This is a genomic window from Rhizobium sp. RCC_161_2 (assembly GCF_041355235.1).
Lineage (GTDB): Bacteria > Pseudomonadota > Alphaproteobacteria > Rhizobiales > Rhizobiaceae > Rhizobium.
In genome coordinates, this window is sequence record NZ_JBFUPL010000005.1 from 362,741 (window position 1) to 379,229 (window position 16,489).

The following is a 16,489-nucleotide window of genomic DNA, read 5'->3' on the forward strand; positions in this document are numbered from 1 at the left end:
AGTATCGACCATGACCGAAACGACCGACCTTTCCATCCGCCAGCTCCTTGAGAAGTTTTCCGCAAAGAGCCTTTCGCCGAGCGAATACTGGCTAGCGCTGGAAACGCATATCGCGGCCTGGGAGCCGACCATCGCCGCTCTCTACGCCTATGACCCGGAAGACGCGCGCAAGCAGGCGGCCGCCTCCACCGAACGCTGGGCGAAGGGTGCGGCGCTCGGGCCGCTCGACGGTATTCCGGTGACGCTCAAAGAACTGATCGCCACCAAGGGCCAGCCGGTGCCGCTCGGCACGGCCGCCGTCGAACTCGCTCCCGCCGTCGAGGATGCGCCGATTGCCGCGCGGATGCGCGAGGATGGCGCGGTGATCTTCGCCAAGACCACTTGTCCCGATTACGGCATGCTCTCCTCCGGTCTCTCCAGCTTCCACAAGCTCAGCCGTAACCCCTGGGACCCGACGCAGAACCCCGGCGGCTCCAGCGCTGGTGCTTCGGCAGCGGCCGCGGCCGGCTATGGCCCGCTGCATATCGGTACGGATATCGGCGGCTCGGTGCGGCTGCCCGCCGGCTGGACCGGCATTTTCGGCTTCAAACCGAGCCATGGCCGCATCCCCGTCGATCCCTATTATGTCGGCCGCTGCGCCGGCCCGATGACCCGCACGGTCGAGGACGCCGCCTACTCCATGGCGACGCTGTCGCGTGCCGACTGGCGCGACGGCACCAGTCTGCCGCCAAACGATTTCAACTGGATGGATCTCGATATCGATGCGCGCGGCTTGAAGATCGGCCTGATGCTCGACGCCGGCTGCGGTCTGCCTGTCGATGACGAGGTGCGCAATGCTGTTATTGCCGCTGCCAAGCATTTCGAAGAGGCCGGCGCCACCGTCATCGACGTCGCGCCGGTGCTGACGCGGCAGATGCTCGACGGGCTGGATGTCTTCTGGCGGGCGCGTTTTTGGGGCGATATCGTCAATCTGAGCGAAGAACGCCGCGAAATGATCCTGCCCTATATCCACTCCTGGGCAAAGGGCGGCGCCGATGTCAGCGGCGTCGACGCCGTGCGTGGCTTCAACCAGACGATCGAAATGCGCAAGAGCTGCGGCAAGCTCTTCACTCAGGTTGACGCGGTGCTGTCGCCGACCAATCCGATCGTCTCCTATCCAGCCGAATGGGCCTCGCCGACCAACGATCCGGCCCTGCCCTTCGAGCATATCGGCTTCACCGTTCCCTGGAACATGTCGGAACAGCCGGCCTCCTCGATCAATTGCGGCTTCTCCCGCTCCGGCATGCCGATCGGCCTGCAGATCGTCGGCCCACGTTTTGGCGACATGCTGGTGCTGAAACTCTCGAAAGCCTTTGAGACCTGGTCGGGCGGCGTGACGAACTGGCCGAAAGCGCCAGTCGCATAACCCCTTCTCCCCTCGGGGAGAAGGTGCCCGAAGGGCGGATGAGGGGGTAGCCCGGCATACTCGGAGCCGACCTTTGCGGCTGACGAGTATCCCTCTTCCCAGTAACGCCCCCTCACCCCGCGCGTACCGCGCGACCCTCTCCCCGGCGGGGCGAGGGTGAGGATTCCACCACCACTACAGCGTCGCCGCACCCTTTTCCTCGACATCGGCGCCGAGATCCTGAAGCGCCTTCTCGATGACGCGCAGATCATCCTGCAGACCGTCGTCGGCGCTCATCATGCTTTCACTGCCAGCGCGCTGAATGCCGCGCGCTTCGCTCTGCAGCTCGAGCAGCCGGTCGATCTTGCGGCTGCGCCTGAGATGGCTGTCGCCGAGAATGTCCCTGATCACCTGTTCCATCGCGGTAATCGGCATGATGCTTCTCCTCTCGAACAAAACGATGCTCAATCGAGAGAATAACGGTCCAGACCCGCGACGGTTCCGATCAGCGCTCAATCGCTGAAGCGTCGGTAGCCGGTCGGCTGCTCATAGAGCCAGCCGATGCGCTCCACGGCGGCGGCGAAATTCTCACGCGCGACGGTCATGGTGTGGCCGTTGGCATGGATCATGGTTTCCGCATCTTCCATCACCGCCGCATGGCCTTTCCAGAAGACGAAGTCGCCACGACGCAGTTCTTCGCGGGCGATCGGCTCGCCAAGCCCGGCCGCCTGCATGTCGGAATCGCGCGGCGCGGCGCGGCCCGTCATCAGGAGCGCAAGCTGGATCAAGCTGGAGCAGTCGACGCCAAGGCCGGAGCGGCCGCCCCAGAGATAGGGCGTTTCCATGAATTTCGCGGCGATATCGACATAGTCGCCGCCGTCATTGTAGCCGATCGGCTGCACATGCTTGGCGAAAATGGCGGTCCCGTCTTCCAGCACAACGTAATGATTGCCGCGCGCCTCCGCTGTGCCGGTGACACGAATGCGGCTGCCCATGGAGAGCACGCCGGTATAGGGCTTGCGTAATTCCGGCTCCGGATAAAGGAAAGTCCGCTGCGGAACGACAATATGGGTCGGTGCCGCCAGCCCCTCCTTGACCGTATCTTCGGGCAGATAGCCGACATAGCCGTCCGAAACAGCCTTGACCCAGGCCCAACCGTCCTTGCGCTCGAAAACCGTAACCTCTTCGCCGAGCAACAGCTCCGTATCGATGCCGCGTGCCAGATCCGGCTGAGGACGAAGGGCAACGACGGGGACGACCACCTGCGCGCTCACGCCCTCGACGAAGCGCTCGGCCTCGACCTTGCCCCGAAGGGAGGCTTCGGCGAGATCGGGCCGAAAGGCATTAAGGCGGCGGTCGAGCGTCATGACGATGGTTCCTAGACTGATAGTTTGCGGCCTTGCGCGATGACGAGATCACCGAGCTTTTCGAGATAGAGCGCGCCCGTTACCGTGCGCTTGATGATGACATTGCGACGATCGCGGTCGTCGCGCACACGGTCGACCAGCCCCATCTCGCCCATGGTATCGAGCGCGCGGGTAATGACCGGCTTGGTGACGCCGAGCGTCGCAGCAAGCCCGCGCACGGTATGCGGCGGCGGCACGAGATAGATCTGCAGGAGGATTGTTGTCTGCCGCAGGGTCAAATCATGATCCTCGCGGCGCACTTGTTCGAGCGCCACGCCATGCCAGAGGCCGAGAGCCTGCGAGGCAGAGAGTTCAAGCGGCAAAGGCAACCCCGGAGATCGTTACGCTACCGTTTCAGTTTCCGCCAAGATCGTGGCGGATTCAAGGGGGTGATTTATTCCAACCCTTCGCCCCGCTCCTGAGCTTGTCGAGGGGGTGGGAGGAAGATGGCTGCGGTGGCCACCTCGTGGTTCGAGGCCCTGTCACCTACGCTAACGCTACGGTAACAGCGCACCTCACCATGAGGTGGAGCGAATCTCGTGACCAGGCGAGAAGAGCAGCCCTCATGGTGAGGTGCGAAGGTCCGCAGGACCGTAGCCTCGAACCACGAGGGCGGATGAGGGTGGTGGGCCAGACCCTACCGCACGCTCTGCCGGATGTGATGATACAGCGCCCGGATCGCCTGCGCCTCGCCGCCGCCCGGCGAATGGGGGCGCTCGTTCTGGGCCCAGCCGTAGATGTCGAAATGCACCCAGCTCGGGGTCTTGGTCACGAAGCGCCGCAGAAACAGCGCTGCCGTGATCGAGCCGGCCATGCCGCCGGAGGGGGCGTTGGTGATATCGGCGAATTTGGCGCGGATATCCTTGTCGTAGCCATTGTAGAGCGGCAGGCGCCAGAGCGGATCGTCGGTCTCAAGGCTTGCCTCGGTGAGGTCGCGGGCGAGATCGTTGTCGTCGGTGAAAAAGGGCGGCAGGTCGGGGCCGAGCGCGACGCGGGCAGCACCCGTCAAGGTCGCCATATCGATCATCAGATCCGGCGCGTCTTCATCGGCATAGGCGAGTGCGTCGGCGAGGATAAGCCGGCCCTCGGCGTCGGTATTGTCGATCTGCACCGTCAGGCCCTTGCGGCTCCGGTAGATGTCGCCGGGGCGGAAGGCATTGGCGGAAATGGAGTTTTCGACGACGGGAACGATGACGCGCAGATCGACCTTCAGCTTGGCGTCCATGATCATCAGCGCCAAGCCCATGACGTTGGCCGCACCGCCCATGTCCTTCTTCATCAGCAACATCGAGGAGGCCGGCTTGATGTCGAGGCCGCCTGTATCGAAGCAGACGCCCTTGCCGACCAGCGTGATGCGGCGATGACCCTTCTTGCCCCAGCGCAGTTCGAGGAGGCGCGGCGCATCGGCGCTGGCGCGGCCGACGGTGTGCACCAGCGGGAAATTCTCCTTCAGGAGATCGTCGCCGATGATGACGGACATTTCCGCCTTGTAGTGCTCGGCAAGCGCCCGGAAGGCGGCTTCGAGCTGTTCCGGCCCCATGTCGTTTGTCGGCGTGTTGATGAGGTCGCGAGCGAGGAAGACGCCGGCGAGCTGCCGCTTGATATCGGCGGCATCGGCGTCGCGCGGGATCATCAGCGTCGGTCCGGCCGCCTTTTCCGACTTGTAGCGGTCGAAGCGGTAGCTGCCGAGGCCAAAGCCAAGCGAGAGCCGGTTCGCCGTCAGCGGCGCGGTCTCGATATGCCACTCGCCGGCCGGCAGGCTGCGCGCCAGCTTGCCGGTGAGGAAAGGCTGTTCCGAGGGGTTGGAGCCCAGCCCGAACAATGCGCCGCCGAGCTGGCCATCGGCTGTCGGGATCAGCAACAACGAGCCGCTTTCCGCCCTGTAGCCGGCCTTGTGTGCCCAATCGAGCGCGATCGGATCGATGGTGCCGGTCTCGATATGTGCCGGGGTAACGGCAAAGATCGGCAGCGTCGCGCCACCCTTCGAATTGAACGGCGTCGCGCGCTCGATGTACTGATAGGGGGCCATGACTATCCTTTGGCGGTCATTTCAGGGAATCATCGGTTAACTGTCTGTTAGGGTTAACAGATTATTGCTTGAGCGAACATTGCGTCAAACCTTTCCCTGTTCCGATTTGAGGCCAGACGCAGGACTCTGACATTCAGGGATAGGGACATGTCCGCCGCCTCAACCACGTCTTTGCTCAAGACTTTCCTTTTCCGTGGCGCATCGGCAGCTCTTCTGGCGCTGGCGCTGGCGGGCTGCTCGACGACGGGCAAGGACAAGATGACGACCGGTTCGATCTCGACGGTGTCGAAGCCGGTCGACGAGATGAGCGGCGCGGACCTCGCCCAGGCGACACTTACCCTCGGCAAAGCCTACGACGCCAATCCGAAGGATCGCGACACCGGCGTCAACTACGCCAATGTGCTGCGCATGAGCGGCCGCAACGAACAGGCGCTCGCCGTCATGCAGCAGGTGGCGATCACCCATCCGAGCGACCGCGGCGTGTTGGCCGCCTACGGCAAGGCCCAGGCGGCAGCCGGCCAGCTGCAAGAGGCATTGGCGACCATCGACCGCGCGCAGCTGCCGGACCGGCCGGACTGGCGGCTGGTTTCGGCCGAAGGCGCGATCCTCGACCAGCTCGGCCGCTCGAACGAAGCCCGCGGCAAATATCGCGACGCCCTCGTGCTTGCCCCGAACGAGCCGTCCATCCTTTCCAATCTCGGAATGTCCTATGTGCTGACCGGTGACCTGAAGACCGCCGAGAGCTATCTTCGCTCCGCCGCCGGCCAGCCGGCGGCTGATAGCCGCGTGCGCCAGAACCTCGCCCTCGTCGTCGGCCTGCAGGGTCGCTTCCCCGAGGCCGAGCAGATCGCCCGTCAGGAGCTCACGCAACAGCAGGCCGACGCCAATGTGGCCTATCTGCGCGGGATGCTGACGCAGCAGAATTCCTGGCAGAAACTCGCGGCCAGCGACAGCGCCAAGAAGGCGGTCAACTAGGCCCTCAGCGCCAGATGTGCCGCGGCAGACCCTCGCTTACCAGCCGGGCACCGAGAGCGCCAATGACGGCGCCCGCTACCCTGTCGATCCAGAGCTTTGATCCCAAATAAAGCGTGCGCGGGCGGTTCGACGAAAAGGCCAGCGTCACTACCGTGTACCAACCCGCCTCGATCGCGAAGACCGCCGGCGGCAGCGCGAGCAGCATCCAGAGAGCGGGCTGCGCCGGGAGAAGTGCGGCAAAGATACTGCCATAAAAGATCGCGGTCTTCGGATTGCTGAGCTGCGTGCCGAGCGCGAACCAGTAATTGCGCGCGACGCTCGCTCCGGCCGGCGATGCCGGCGCGTCAAGGGCGAGATCCTGCGCTGCGCCGCGCCAGATGCGGATGCCGATATAGATCAGATAGAGGCCGCCGGCGATCTTCAGGGCAAGATACAGCCATTCGACCTGCATCAGCAGCGCGCTCAGGCCGAACAGGGCCAGGGTCGCGAAGATGACACTGCCTGTTCCCATGCCGAAGGCAGCGGCCAGCCCCGCCTGACGCGAGCGGGAAACGGCAATGCGAGACACAAGGACGAAACTCGGTCCGGGACTGACCGCGCCGATAAGGACGGCTGCGATGACGGTGAAAAAGATGGCGAAGGACGACATGCTGCAACTCCCGTTTCAGTTAGAAATTTGCCCAGGCAAGCGGCGCTGTCTTTCCCATGCTCCTCGATGGTCGTCCATCTTACCTTGCCAGTTGCGCGGAATCGAAAGTTAAACGCTCTCGATGTCGTCAGCAAGTTCCCTCGTCAGAACTTATCCATCACCTGGATGATCGCCGGGCCGAGGATGACGGCCATGAGAACGGGCAGGAAGAAGACGATCATCGGCACGGTCAGTTTCGGCGGCAAGGCGGCCGCCTTCTTTTCCGCCTCGTTCATGCGCTCGTCGCGGCCTTCCTGCGCCAGCACGCGCAGCGCCTGCGAGACGGGCGTGCCATAGCGCTCCGCCTGGATGAGGGCTTGCGTCACCGACTTGACGATTTCGATCTGGGTGCGGGCGGCGAGATTGTCGAAGGCTGTGCGGCGATCCTGCAGGAATGAGAGCTCCGCCGTGGTCAACACCATTTCCTCGGCAAGTGCCGGAGATTGCTCCGCCATTTCCTCGGATACGCGACGCATGCCGGCCTCGATGGAAATGCCCGATTCCACGCAGATCAGCATCAGGTCGAGCGCGTCCGGCCAGGCACGCTTGATGGATTTCTGCCGCTTGGTTACGCGGTTGGAAATGTAGATATTCGGTGAATAAAAGCCAAGATAGGCGGTGCCGATGACGCCGAGAAGGCGGAATGCAAAGGGTTTGGCCGCGAAATAGCCGAGGCCGAAAACGAGGAAGACGGCGACGGCCAGGAACAGAAAGGGCAGCAGGAAGCGCGCCACCAGGAACATGTTCAGCGCGTTTTCCGAGCGCAGGCCGGCGGCGCGCAGGCGATTGACGGTGTTGGTATCCACCAACGCGTTACGGAGATTGAAGCGCTCGACGATCTGGCGGACGTTCTTGTTATTCTGGCTGCGCAGAGACGCCTTGCCGCCGTCCGTGTTCAGCCGGGCACGTTCGCGGGCCCGGATCTGCTCGCGCTCGGTGGAGACCGCCTTCATGCGCTTGTTGAGATCGCCGCGCTCGAGGAAGGGCACGGCGATCGTATAGAAGGTGGCGAAAACGGCGATCGCCACGAAAACTGCGAGGATCGTGCTGGGGTCGGTCAATCTGGCGGCGATATCGGAGGTCATGGGCTTTGTTTTCCTTCCGCTCAGATATCGAAATTGACCATTTGGCGCATGATATAGACGCCGATCGACATCCAGATACCGGCTGCTCCCATGATCAGGTGGCCGCGCGGATCGGTGAAGAGGATCATCATGTATTGCGGCGAGGTCAGGTAGACGAGCAGCATGACGATGAAGGGCAGCGCGCCGATGATGACGGCCGAGGCCTTGGCTTCCATCGACAGCGCGACCACCTTCGCCTTCATTTTCTTGCGCTCGCGCAGCACCTTGGCGAGGTTGCCCAGCGCCTCGGAGAGATTGCCGCCCGCCTGCGCCTGGATGGCGATGACGATCGAGAAAAAGTTCACCTCCTGCAGCGGCATGTGATTGTTCATGCGCGCACAGGCATCGGTCATGCTGAGGCCGACCTGCTGCGTTTCGACGACCCTGCGAAACTCGGTCTTGACCGGCTCGCGCGCTTCGCTTGCCACAAGGCGTACCGCGTCGTTGAGCGGCAGGCCGGATCGGATCGAGCGGGTGATGAGATCGAGCGCGTTCGGAAATTCCTCGAGGAACTTGTTCTGCCGGCGCTTGATGAGGAAGCCGACCACCCAGCGCGGCAGGCCGAAGGCGGCGGCGAAGGGCAGGCCGGCGATAACGGGAAGCGGGGCGCCGAAAAGGAAGGCGACGACCATGACGAAAAGGCCGAACAGGACGCTGAAGAGATAGAACCGCGCCGGTGTCAGCGACAGGCCGGCCTGTACGAGGCGTGCCTTCAGCGACTGCTTCTTCTTCGTGTTCTCGACTTGGCGCTTCTCCAGATCCTTGAGCGTGTCCTGCACCGATTTGCGCCGCTTCGACATTTCCTGCACGCGGTCGCGCGCCGCCTTGACCTTGGTGCGATCGCCCTCGGCCGCCTTGACCCGGCTAACGCGGCTGTCCGTCTTCTTCTGCGCCTCGATCCGGGAGTAAAGGACGCCGTAGCAGACCGCCGCCGCCGAAACGGCTGCGAGCACGACAATCAAAAGCACCACCGGATCGACACCGAACATCGGGAAAGTCCTATTTCGAGTTGTTTTCCATCTCGTCGAGGGCCGCCGCCAAGCGTTTCTCCTCGTTGTAATAGCGGGCACGGTCCCAGAAATGCGGTTTGCCGACGCCGGTCGACATGTGCCGGCCAATGATGCGGCCGTTGGCATCCTCGCCTTCCATCTCGTAGCGCATCAGGTCCTGGGTGATGATCACATCGCCTTCCATGCCGACCACCTCGGTGATCTGGGTGATGCGGCGCGAACCGTCACGCAGGCGCGCAGCCTGGACGATCACGTCGACGGAGGTGGAGATGATCTCGCGGACCGTCTTTGCCGGCAGGCTGTAGCCGCCCATGGCGATCATCGATTCGATACGGCTGAGGCATTCGCGCGGCGTGTTGGCGTGGAGCGTGCCCATGGAGCCGTCGTGGCCGGTGTTCATCGCCTGCAACAGGTCGAAGACCTCCGGTCCGCGCACTTCGCCGACGATGATGCGTTCGGGACGCATGCGCAGGCAGTTCTTGACGAGGTCGCGCATGGTGATCTCGCCCTCGCCCTCGATGTTCGGCGGGCGGGTTTCGAGACGGACCACGTGCGGCTGCTGCAGCTGCAGTTCGGCCGTGTCTTCGCAGGTAATGACGCGCTCATGGCGGTCGATGTAGTTGGTGAGACAATTCAGCAGCGTCGTCTTGCCCGAGCCGGTCCCACCGGAAATAACGATATTGCAGCGAACGCGGCCGATGATCTGCAGAAGCGTCGCGCCCTCCGGCGTGATGGCGCCGAAGCGGACAAGCTGGTCGAGCGTCAGCTTGTCTTTCTTGAATTTACGAATAGTGAGCACCGGACCATCGATCGACAGCGGCGGCGCGATGACGTTGACGCGCGATCCGTCCGGCAGGCGGGCATCGCAGATCGGGCTCGATTCATCGACGCGGCGGCCGACCTGGCTGACGATGCGCTGGCAGATGGACAGAAGCTGGGCATTGTCGCGGAAACGGATCTCCGATTCGATGGTCTTTCCGCCGACTTCGATGAAGGTCTGGCCGGCGCCGTTGACCATGATGTCGGCGATGTCGTCGCGGGCAAGCAGCGGCTCCAGCGGGCCGTAGCCGAGCACGTCATTGCAGATATCCTCGAGCAGTTCCTCCTGCTCGGAAATCGACATCGCGAAATTCTTGATCGTGATGATGTCGTTGACGATATCGCGGATTTCCTCGCGCGCGGCCTCGGCATCGAGCTTGGAGAGCTGCGACAGGTCGATCGTGTCGATCAGTGCGGCAAAGACCTGCGACTTGGTGTCGTAATACTCCTCGGTGCGCACCGGCCGGCGACGTGTCGGCGTCTGCATCGAGGGCGGCGGCACCTGCTGGCGCTGCGGCGAGGCCTCGCGCGCCGGCTCGACCAGTATGGTCGATGTCGCGGGCGGCTCGGCGGATGGAGCGCGCGCCGGCGCCGGCGGAGGGGCTATGCCGCCGCTCTTTGCAGGACCTTCATTTCCGCGTCTGCCAAACATGCCGTCGATCCAATTCTACGCTGACGCATGATCCTGAAAAATGCGAGCCGCCTTTCCAATCCGATCATGCGAAATCAAACAGTTACTTCCGTTTCAGGAGGCCGAGCAGGCCGCCCTTCTTTGCCTTCTTGAGCGCGACGCGCCCGGTAACGATGTGCGATATCTGCGAGAAGGTTTCTGCGATCGGCGACTTCGGATCGGTTTCCGAAATCATCCGGCCACTATTGGCCGCGTTGCCGAACAGGTTGATGTCGAAGGGAATGATGGCGATCGGGTCGGTTTCCAGCGGCTCGCAGAATTCCGAGGGGCCGATTTCCGGGCGCTTGGGCATGCCGACCTGATTGAGGATGAGATGCGGCGCCTTGTCGTTCGGACGCAGCTTGCGCAGCGCATCCAGCATGTTCTTGGCATTGCGCAGATTGGCAAGGTCCGGCACGGCGCAGATCACGACCTCGTCGACGGAGGAGAGCACGGAGCGCGTCCATTCGGTCCACAGATGCGGCATGTCGAGGACGGTCACGGGCGCGCTGCGCTGCAGGACGTCGAGCACCGGCTGAAAGGCCTGGCCTTCGAAATCATAGGCGCGATCGAGCATGGAGGGCGCCGCGAGCAGAGACAGGTGCTGCGAGCACTTGGTCAGCAGGCGATCGAGGAAGACCTCGTCGAGCCGCTCCGGCGCATAGACAGCCTCGGCGATGCCCTGGGCCGGGTCCTGGTCGAAATCGATGTTGGCGGTGCCATAGGGCAGATCGAGATCGGCGAGAATCGTCTCGACCGAGAACAGGGTGGAGATGCCGAAGGCGCAATTATGCGCGATGGTGGAGGCCCCTACCCCACCCTTGGCGCCGATGAAAGCGACGCTGCGGCCAATCGGCTCGGCATCGGGATCGACAAAAATCGCCGCCATCGCCGCCATGATGTCGGTCATGGTCACGGGCTGGACGATATATTCGGAAATGCCGTTGCGGATGAGCTCGCGATAGAGGCTGATATCATTGTGATGGCCAACGATCACCACCTTGGTGGTCGGATCGCAAACGGCGGCGAGCGGCGCGAGCTCGGCCAGGAGATTCTGCGGATTGGCGCGGGTTTCCAGGATGATCAGATTGGGCGTCGGTGTCGAGGCGAACATGTTGGCCGCCGCCGCCGTGCTGCCGCCGGTGATCCTGAGATTGACCTTGGACATGCGCCGGTCGTTGGCGCATCGATCCATCACCTGGTGCAACTGCTCGCTCTCGCAGAAGGCATGCACGGAAATGCGCGGCAGGGGCCGCATATTCTCGATATCGCCCGTGCGCGGCGCATCTTCGGCGTCCGCCGCGGTCGGCCTGATGTCGTATTCGATGGCGCTCATGACTTTGTCCTGTTGCGGCGGCTGGCTCTCATGATCAGAAACTGCTGACTGACGCGGCGCTGGTTGCGCTTGAGCCGCTGCGATAAGCGTCGATCACCTTGCTGCGCTGGTCGGCATCGATCGGCGTCATGGCCCGCGGCGCGATGAGATCAGTCGGATTGGCAACCTGTGCGGCGAGGTTGTTCTGGGTGGCACAGCCGAAATTGTAATAATTCTGATTGTCGAAGGCATTGTCGGCGAGATCCGCCGGCCATTGACCGCAGGCATTGGTGACCGCCGTCGTCGCCATGAAGCGGAGGCGGATCGGGGCAGCATCGCCGGGACCGCCAGCCGGATAATAATTGTCGACGATGCGCGCCGACGGGATGCCGCTTGCCACCAGTTCCTGGCGGATCTGCCGGCGGAGGGCGGAAGCAGCTGGCGAATTCGCCGATTCCCGCGGGGTCATGATTTCCACCGTGCCGGTGGCATGCGCGCGATAATCCTGAACGAAACCGCGCACGGTATCGCGCATGCCGGAGGTCAAACGGCGATCGCTGACGGAAACGGGAATGTCGACGCGGTGTTCCTTATCCGTCAGCACGATCGGATGGCGCTGACGATAATCGTCGGTGATAGCGCTGGTGGTCATGCCATCCCTGGAGCCGGCGCAGCCGCTGACAGCGGCTGTTGCGATCAAGACTGGGACGATCATGGCCAGCGCGGCAAACCGCGGCCTGCCGGTGCGGGGCGCATTACGATCGAGGCTGGCCATCTTTTGGTCTCTCGTTGATCCGGTTGAAAAGGGGCGCGTCACGATCGTTCCCCTCATTTGTAGATGAAGCCGACCGTGCCGTGGAAATCGGCGTCGGCGACCGGCGGCGCATCCTTGCGGCCGTAGATCTTGTTGACACGGTTCATGAAAAAGACGCCGGCATCGCCCGGCGGCGAGAAATTGTCGTCCGGACGCGCGATCTGGTTGCGCGCTACCGGCCGCACGAGATAGGGCGTTGCAATGATCACCAGCTCGCTCTCGTCGCGCTGAAAGGTCTTCTGGCGGAACAGTGCGCCGAGGATCGGGATCTTCGAAGCGCCGGGCGTTCCGGTAGTGGACTGCTGCACGTTGTCGCTCAAGAGGCCGGCAAGAGCGATCGAGCCGCCCGATGGCAATTCGACAGAGGTGTCGGCCGCGCGCCGATTGTAGGTCGCGGCACCCGTGGTGCCGGTCGGTTCGGAGACCTGGGTCTGGACATGCAGGCTGATGCGGCCGGCGGAAAGGACAACAGGCGTGAAGGCAAGGCTGATACCATAGGTATATGGCGTGATCGTTACGTTTCCGTCCTTGTCGATGACGGAATAGAGCGTCTGGCCACCGGAATTGAAGGTCGCTGCCTGGCCCGAGATCGCCGTCAGCGTCGGTTCGGCAAGGGTGCGGACGGCACCGGCCTGCTCCATGGCGTTGAGATAGCTGCTGATATTGTATTTGCCGAGCGCGGTCTTGAACAAGGCGCTGAGGCCGCCATTGCCCGTGGCGGAGGTTGAATCGCCACTGATATTGCCGAGCTGCGCGACGGTGAGGCCAGAGGAATTGCTGACGAGATTGTCGAAGCCGATCTGTTTCAGCACGCTGCGCTTGACCTCGGCGACGGTGACCTTCAGCGTCACCTGATCCTCGCCCTCGATCTGCAGAAGATTGACGATCTGCGAGGTCTGCCGCCCTTCGGCGAAGAGAGCGACCGAACTGTCGCCACCCGTCCCGCTGGCGGTTTCGGTGCGGGTGGTCGCCTCACCGCCCTTGAGGAATGCCCCGGCCAGTTGCTGGGCGCGGGACGAATCCTGTGGTGTGCGTACCGAGCCAGTCAGGACGATATTGTCGGAGACGATCTCGACATTGATGTCGGAGTCCGGGATGAAGCGCTTGAGATTGGCCTGCAGACCGGAAATATCGCGCTCGATCTGCAGGTCGAGGCTGACGATCTCCTGACCGTTGGCGCCGAAGACGAAAATATTTGTCTGGCCGACCGTCTTGCCGAAGAGATAGATGCGACGCGAGGTGCGCGTGACCGCATCCGCCATCTTGGGATCGGACACGAGAATATCATGGGCATCCGCCGGCAGGTCCACCACCAGCGCCTTGTTGAGCCCGAGCTTCAACGTGCGCTTGGTGTTCAGGCCGGAAATGGTGACGATGCTGTCGGCACCGTCAGCCCTAGCAACCGCAGTCCGCAGAAAGACAGGCGCTTCGGCAAAAGGAAGACCGGCAAAGGCGACCGAGAAGGAGAGCGCCGCCAGGAGGGGAAAGCCGGTTATCTGGCTGATTTTCAACATGGTGCCGCCCCTTCTCATTGTGTCTTGGCCGCGGCTGTGCCGTTGGCAATGATGGCGCCCGACTTGATGACCTGCACAACGGCGCCGCCATTGTCGCCGGTCAGCAGATAATCGGCCGCCGTCGTATCCGGCTGTTGCGCGTCGGCAACCGAGCGCAGCGCCAGCGTCAGCCGGTCGGCCATCTGCTGAGCGACCGCAAGCACCTTTGTCTGGTCCGGCGTCAGCTCCAGCGTTGCGGTGGTGCCGACCACGGCCTTGCTGCCGTCCTGTTTTTCCTCGATCTGCTGATCGACGGCCAGGATGCGGACATTGCTGAGCACGGTCTCGGTCACGAATTTCTGGGTGTCGCCCTTGCGCACCATGATCACATCGACGCGGTCATTGGGGAGAATGAAACCGCCTGCGCCCGTGGCGACCGAGATTTCTGTGGCGACGGCACGCTTGCCGGAGGGTAGCAGCGAGGACAGAATGCGGCTGCTGGCGTCGGCGACCTTTTCCTCGCGGATCGGCTCACCCTCGAAGATCGGCAGGCGGACGACCGCGCCGTTCAAGTCCTTCAGCGCATCTGGACGATCGGCTTGGGTGATGAGACCCTTGACCACACCGCTCTGCGGCCAGGCCATCCAATGGATCGATTTGTCATTGAGGCGCGATCCCACGGGAAGATTGGCGTCGGCAACCAGTACATTGACCGTAGCCTCCTTCTCCACCACCGTCTCGACCTGCTGCACGATATTGCGCGAGCCGGCCAGATGCATCGCCAGCAGTCCGGCAAGCCCTGCCGCGACGACTGCCACTGCGAGTATCATGATGCGAGCGGGTTTCATTGATCATTCCTTGGGGAATACGATTCTTCGCCCCGCAGAATGCTCAGTAATTGGTGTAATTATGGTTAATGGTGTCTTACATCTACTATTGTTTCACTATAACTATTTAAGCAATACAATATATAAAGACACGCCACACCAATCGAATACTTAGTATTTTCTAATTTAGAGAATATGCGATGTGGCCGCAACCACCAGCGGCGACGAAGGGAAGGCGAGAAAGCCGCCAATGGCGATGGCAATGCCATAGGGGATCTTCTTGGCGATCAGCAGCGAGTTCGGCAGCGGCAGGCCCATGGCCATGATGGCATTCGACTGCGAGCGTATCATCAGGATGACGATCGTCACCGCGCCGCCGAGGAAGGCGACATAGACGAGGAAGGTGAGAAGCGACGGATCGAAGCCGAACCAGATCGCCGATGCCGCCAGCAGCTTTGCATCGCCGCCGCCCATGACATTCAAGGCGAAGAGCGCGAAGCAGGCACAGAAAACGATGGCTGCACCGGCGGCATGCGTGCCGATCTCGGGCAGCGTCAAGCCGATGAGCGGCGCAAGCACAACAAAGGCGCCGAGCAGAATGAGCGACACCCGGTTCGGGATCGTCATGGTCAAAAGGTCGGAGATAGCCGCGACCGACAGGCAGAGCGGAAAGATCAGCAATGTTGCGGCTTCAAGCATTGGATATCCCCGGCTCAACCTACAAATGTCAAAAACCGCTCACTATACGGAGCGGTTTCCGAACATCTTACATCACTATATTACTAAGCGATTAATACTTAGCAGAAGCGTTGGTCATCTTAGTCGAAAGATTAGCAAAAGTCGTGTTAAGCGTGGTGCCCAGCGTCGTAGCACCGGTGATGATGGCGACAGAGATCAGGGCAGCGATGAGGCCGTATTCAATGGCGGTCGCGCCGGATTCGTCTTTCAGGAAACGCGAAAAAAGCTTGGTCATAATTTAACTCCACTTACTTTGTTGACAGCACGTCCGCCAACTGTGCCGTTGATCGGATGGGTTGAACCGTAGCGGTTGGCCGTTTCCATCGCTTTAAGGAAGTGGGTTAACAGATCGCCAATTCCGAAGCAAAAATAGACTAGTTAATATAAATTCAGGTCTTTCCGGGCATTTTTAAAGAAAATCTTCAGACACAACGCAAAGTTTAGAGATTAATATATTAGCTTTATATACTTCATGTGCCGGAATATTGCATGCGTGACACGAGAATCCCGAAATGAACGTCAAAACGGCCATGCCTGCCCCGTAATAGCATCAATAACTGCACTCTTAATCGTTCATTTACCCTTCTTTCTCATTCTATCTGGGAATTGCTTCCGCCATCAATTTCATGAGGCCAGACCATGCCAATCCGCGGCAAAACCGCATTTCTTGCCGGCGTCGCCGCCATGGCAGGCCTGATGCCGCAGCCTTCGCGCGCCGCCGATGACGGCATGCTGCGTGTCTATATGGATCACGCGCGCGTGCTGAAGCTCGATCGTCCGGTCAGCAAGGTCATCGTCGGCAATGCGCAGGTTGCCGACGCGACCGTGGCGGATCCGAAGACGATCGTGCTCACCGGCCGTAGTTTCGGCACCACGAACATCGTCCTGCTCGATGCCGACGGCAACGCTATCGTCGACGAGCGCATCCTGGTCTCGATCGACGAGGGCAATACGGTGCGCGTCTTCCGCCAGACCGACCGTTCGGTGCTGTCCTGCACGCCCAACTGCGAGCAGCATGCCCAGCAAAACAACAATGCTGCGGCCGCCACCAGCCAGTAAGGCCGGCATCTCGCGTCCATATTTCATTCAATTATACTGTATAAGCCAAGACTTTTCTGAATAATGTGCGCTTCCTCTAAATATGGAGGGAGAAGAGAAACGGATTGTCAAGGAAGCCGCCCTAGTCTCGCCACGATT

General features: G+C 61.8%; 17 protein-coding genes. 3 read left to right on the plus strand and 14 right to left on the minus strand.

Features of this window, described 5'->3' with window-relative positions; all coding sequences use genetic code 11:
• Positions 1 to 10 precede the first annotated feature (10 nt).
• Positions 11 to 1,405 (plus strand): amidase, encoded by a 1,395-nt coding sequence (locus AB6803_RS16245; RefSeq protein WP_371109840.1) that lies wholly within the window; start codon positions 11 to 13, stop codon positions 1,403 to 1,405.
• Between the two features lie 174 nt (positions 1,406 to 1,579).
• On the opposite strand, the gene AB6803_RS16250 is transcribed toward AB6803_RS16245, so the two are convergent.
• The 4 genes from AB6803_RS16250 to AB6803_RS16265 form a co-directional block, all read right to left on the minus strand.
• Positions 1,580 to 1,819, minus strand: coding sequence for a hypothetical protein (locus tag AB6803_RS16250; protein WP_371109841.1), 240 nt, complete (start codon positions 1,817 to 1,819; stop codon positions 1,580 to 1,582).
• 77 nt (positions 1,820 to 1,896) lie between these two features.
• Positions 1,897 to 2,751, minus strand: a complete 855-nt coding sequence (locus AB6803_RS16255) for a C40 family peptidase (RefSeq protein WP_371109842.1) — start codon at positions 2,749 to 2,751, stop codon at positions 1,897 to 1,899.
• Positions 2,752 to 2,762: 11 nt separating this feature from the next.
• On the minus strand, positions 2,763 to 3,113 hold the full coding sequence (locus tag AB6803_RS16260) for a helix-turn-helix domain-containing protein (RefSeq protein WP_007701799.1): 351 nt from the start codon (positions 3,111 to 3,113) through the stop codon (positions 2,763 to 2,765).
• 314 nt (positions 3,114 to 3,427) lie between these two features.
• A complete protein-coding gene (locus tag AB6803_RS16265) occupies positions 3,428 to 4,819 on the minus strand; it encodes a M17 family metallopeptidase (protein WP_371109843.1) in 1,392 nt (463 codons plus the stop codon).
• A 147-nt stretch (positions 4,820 to 4,966) separates the two neighbouring features.
• On the opposite strand from AB6803_RS16265, the gene AB6803_RS16270 reads away from it, so the two are divergent.
• Complete coding sequence (locus AB6803_RS16270) at positions 4,967 to 5,794, plus strand: tetratricopeptide repeat protein (protein WP_371109844.1); 828 nt, start codon at positions 4,967 to 4,969, stop codon at positions 5,792 to 5,794.
• Positions 5,795 to 5,798: 4 nt separating this feature from the next.
• On the opposite strand, the gene AB6803_RS16275 is transcribed toward AB6803_RS16270, so the two are convergent.
• From AB6803_RS16275 to AB6803_RS16320, 10 genes are all read right to left on the minus strand, one after another.
• A complete protein-coding gene (locus AB6803_RS16275) occupies positions 5,799 to 6,443 on the minus strand; it encodes a LysE family translocator (protein WP_007701806.1) in 645 nt (214 codons plus the stop codon).
• Positions 6,444 to 6,586: 143 nt separating this feature from the next.
• Entirely contained in the window at positions 6,587 to 7,567 is a 981-nt protein-coding gene (locus AB6803_RS16280) for a type II secretion system F family protein (protein WP_371109845.1), read from the minus strand.
• A gap of 20 nt (positions 7,568 to 7,587) precedes the next feature.
• Positions 7,588 to 8,595, minus strand: coding sequence for a type II secretion system F family protein (locus AB6803_RS16285; RefSeq protein WP_371109846.1), 1,008 nt, complete (start codon positions 8,593 to 8,595; stop codon positions 7,588 to 7,590).
• 10 nt (positions 8,596 to 8,605) lie between these two features.
• Positions 8,606 to 10,087 (minus strand): CpaF family protein, encoded by a 1,482-nt coding sequence (locus AB6803_RS16290; protein ID WP_371109847.1) that lies wholly within the window; start codon positions 10,085 to 10,087, stop codon positions 8,606 to 8,608.
• 82 nt (positions 10,088 to 10,169) lie between these two features.
• Positions 10,170 to 11,441: a CpaE family protein gene (locus AB6803_RS16295; RefSeq protein WP_371109848.1), complete on the minus strand. Its 1,272-nt coding sequence runs from the start codon at positions 11,439 to 11,441 to the stop codon at positions 10,170 to 10,172.
• Between the two features lie 34 nt (positions 11,442 to 11,475).
• Positions 11,476 to 12,195, minus strand: coding sequence for a CpaD family pilus assembly protein (locus tag AB6803_RS16300; RefSeq protein ID WP_371109849.1), 720 nt, complete (start codon positions 12,193 to 12,195; stop codon positions 11,476 to 11,478).
• 53 nt (positions 12,196 to 12,248) lie between these two features.
• The gene (locus tag AB6803_RS16305; RefSeq protein WP_371109850.1) at positions 12,249 to 13,748 is read right to left on the minus strand and encodes a type II and III secretion system protein family protein; all 1,500 of its coding nucleotides are present in this window, start codon (positions 13,746 to 13,748) and stop codon (positions 12,249 to 12,251) included.
• A 14-nt stretch (positions 13,749 to 13,762) separates the two neighbouring features.
• The gene (gene cpaB / locus AB6803_RS16310) at positions 13,763 to 14,575 is read right to left on the minus strand and encodes a Flp pilus assembly protein CpaB (protein WP_371109851.1); all 813 of its coding nucleotides are present in this window, start codon (positions 14,573 to 14,575) and stop codon (positions 13,763 to 13,765) included.
• A gap of 165 nt (positions 14,576 to 14,740) precedes the next feature.
• Positions 14,741 to 15,253, minus strand: coding sequence for a prepilin peptidase (locus AB6803_RS16315; RefSeq protein WP_371109852.1), 513 nt, complete (start codon positions 15,251 to 15,253; stop codon positions 14,741 to 14,743).
• 91 nt (positions 15,254 to 15,344) lie between these two features.
• On the minus strand, positions 15,345 to 15,527 hold the full coding sequence (locus tag AB6803_RS16320) for a Flp family type IVb pilin (protein ID WP_174156363.1): 183 nt from the start codon (positions 15,525 to 15,527) through the stop codon (positions 15,345 to 15,347).
• A gap of 404 nt (positions 15,528 to 15,931) precedes the next feature.
• Between AB6803_RS16320 and AB6803_RS16325 the strand changes: the two genes are divergently transcribed.
• Positions 15,932 to 16,351, plus strand: a complete 420-nt coding sequence (locus AB6803_RS16325) for a pilus assembly protein N-terminal domain-containing protein (RefSeq protein WP_371109853.1) — start codon at positions 15,932 to 15,934, stop codon at positions 16,349 to 16,351.
• The last annotated feature ends 138 nt before the right edge of the window (positions 16,352 to 16,489 follow it).

Bases quoted from the DNA above. Each gene is read 5' to 3' on its own strand.
- AB6803_RS16245 (WP_371109840.1), top strand. From the start codon at position 11: ATGACCGAAACGACCGACCTTTCCATCCGCCAGCTCCTTGAGAAGTTT.
- AB6803_RS16250 (WP_371109841.1), bottom strand. From the start codon at position 1,819: ATGCCGATTACCGCGATGGAACAGGTGATCAGGGACATTCTCGGCGAC.
- AB6803_RS16255 (WP_371109842.1), bottom strand. From the start codon at position 2,751: ATGACGCTCGACCGCCGCCTTAATGCCTTTCGGCCCGATCTCGCCGAA.
- AB6803_RS16265 (WP_371109843.1), bottom strand. From the start codon at position 4,819: ATGGCCCCCTATCAGTACATCGAGCGCGCGACGCCGTTCAATTCGAAG.
- AB6803_RS16270 (WP_371109844.1), top strand. From the start codon at position 4,967: ATGTCCGCCGCCTCAACCACGTCTTTGCTCAAGACTTTCCTTTTCCGT.
- AB6803_RS16275 (WP_007701806.1), bottom strand. From the start codon at position 6,443: ATGTCGTCCTTCGCCATCTTTTTCACCGTCATCGCAGCCGTCCTTATC.
- AB6803_RS16280 (WP_371109845.1), bottom strand. From the start codon at position 7,567: ATGACCTCCGATATCGCCGCCAGATTGACCGACCCCAGCACGATCCTC.
- AB6803_RS16285 (WP_371109846.1), bottom strand. From the start codon at position 8,595: ATGTTCGGTGTCGATCCGGTGGTGCTTTTGATTGTCGTGCTCGCAGCC.
- AB6803_RS16290 (WP_371109847.1), bottom strand. From the start codon at position 10,087: ATGTTTGGCAGACGCGGAAATGAAGGTCCTGCAAAGAGCGGCGGCATA.
- AB6803_RS16295 (WP_371109848.1), bottom strand. From the start codon at position 11,441: ATGAGCGCCATCGAATACGACATCAGGCCGACCGCGGCGGACGCCGAA.
- AB6803_RS16300 (WP_371109849.1), bottom strand. From the start codon at position 12,195: ATGGCCAGCCTCGATCGTAATGCGCCCCGCACCGGCAGGCCGCGGTTT.
- AB6803_RS16305 (WP_371109850.1), bottom strand. From the start codon at position 13,748: ATGTTGAAAATCAGCCAGATAACCGGCTTTCCCCTCCTGGCGGCGCTC.
- cpaB (WP_371109851.1), bottom strand. From the start codon at position 14,575: ATGAAACCCGCTCGCATCATGATACTCGCAGTGGCAGTCGTCGCGGCA.
- AB6803_RS16315 (WP_371109852.1), bottom strand. From the start codon at position 15,253: ATGCTTGAAGCCGCAACATTGCTGATCTTTCCGCTCTGCCTGTCGGTC.
- AB6803_RS16320 (WP_174156363.1), bottom strand. From the start codon at position 15,527: ATGACCAAGCTTTTTTCGCGTTTCCTGAAAGACGAATCCGGCGCGACC.
- AB6803_RS16325 (WP_371109853.1), top strand. From the start codon at position 15,932: ATGCCAATCCGCGGCAAAACCGCATTTCTTGCCGGCGTCGCCGCCATG.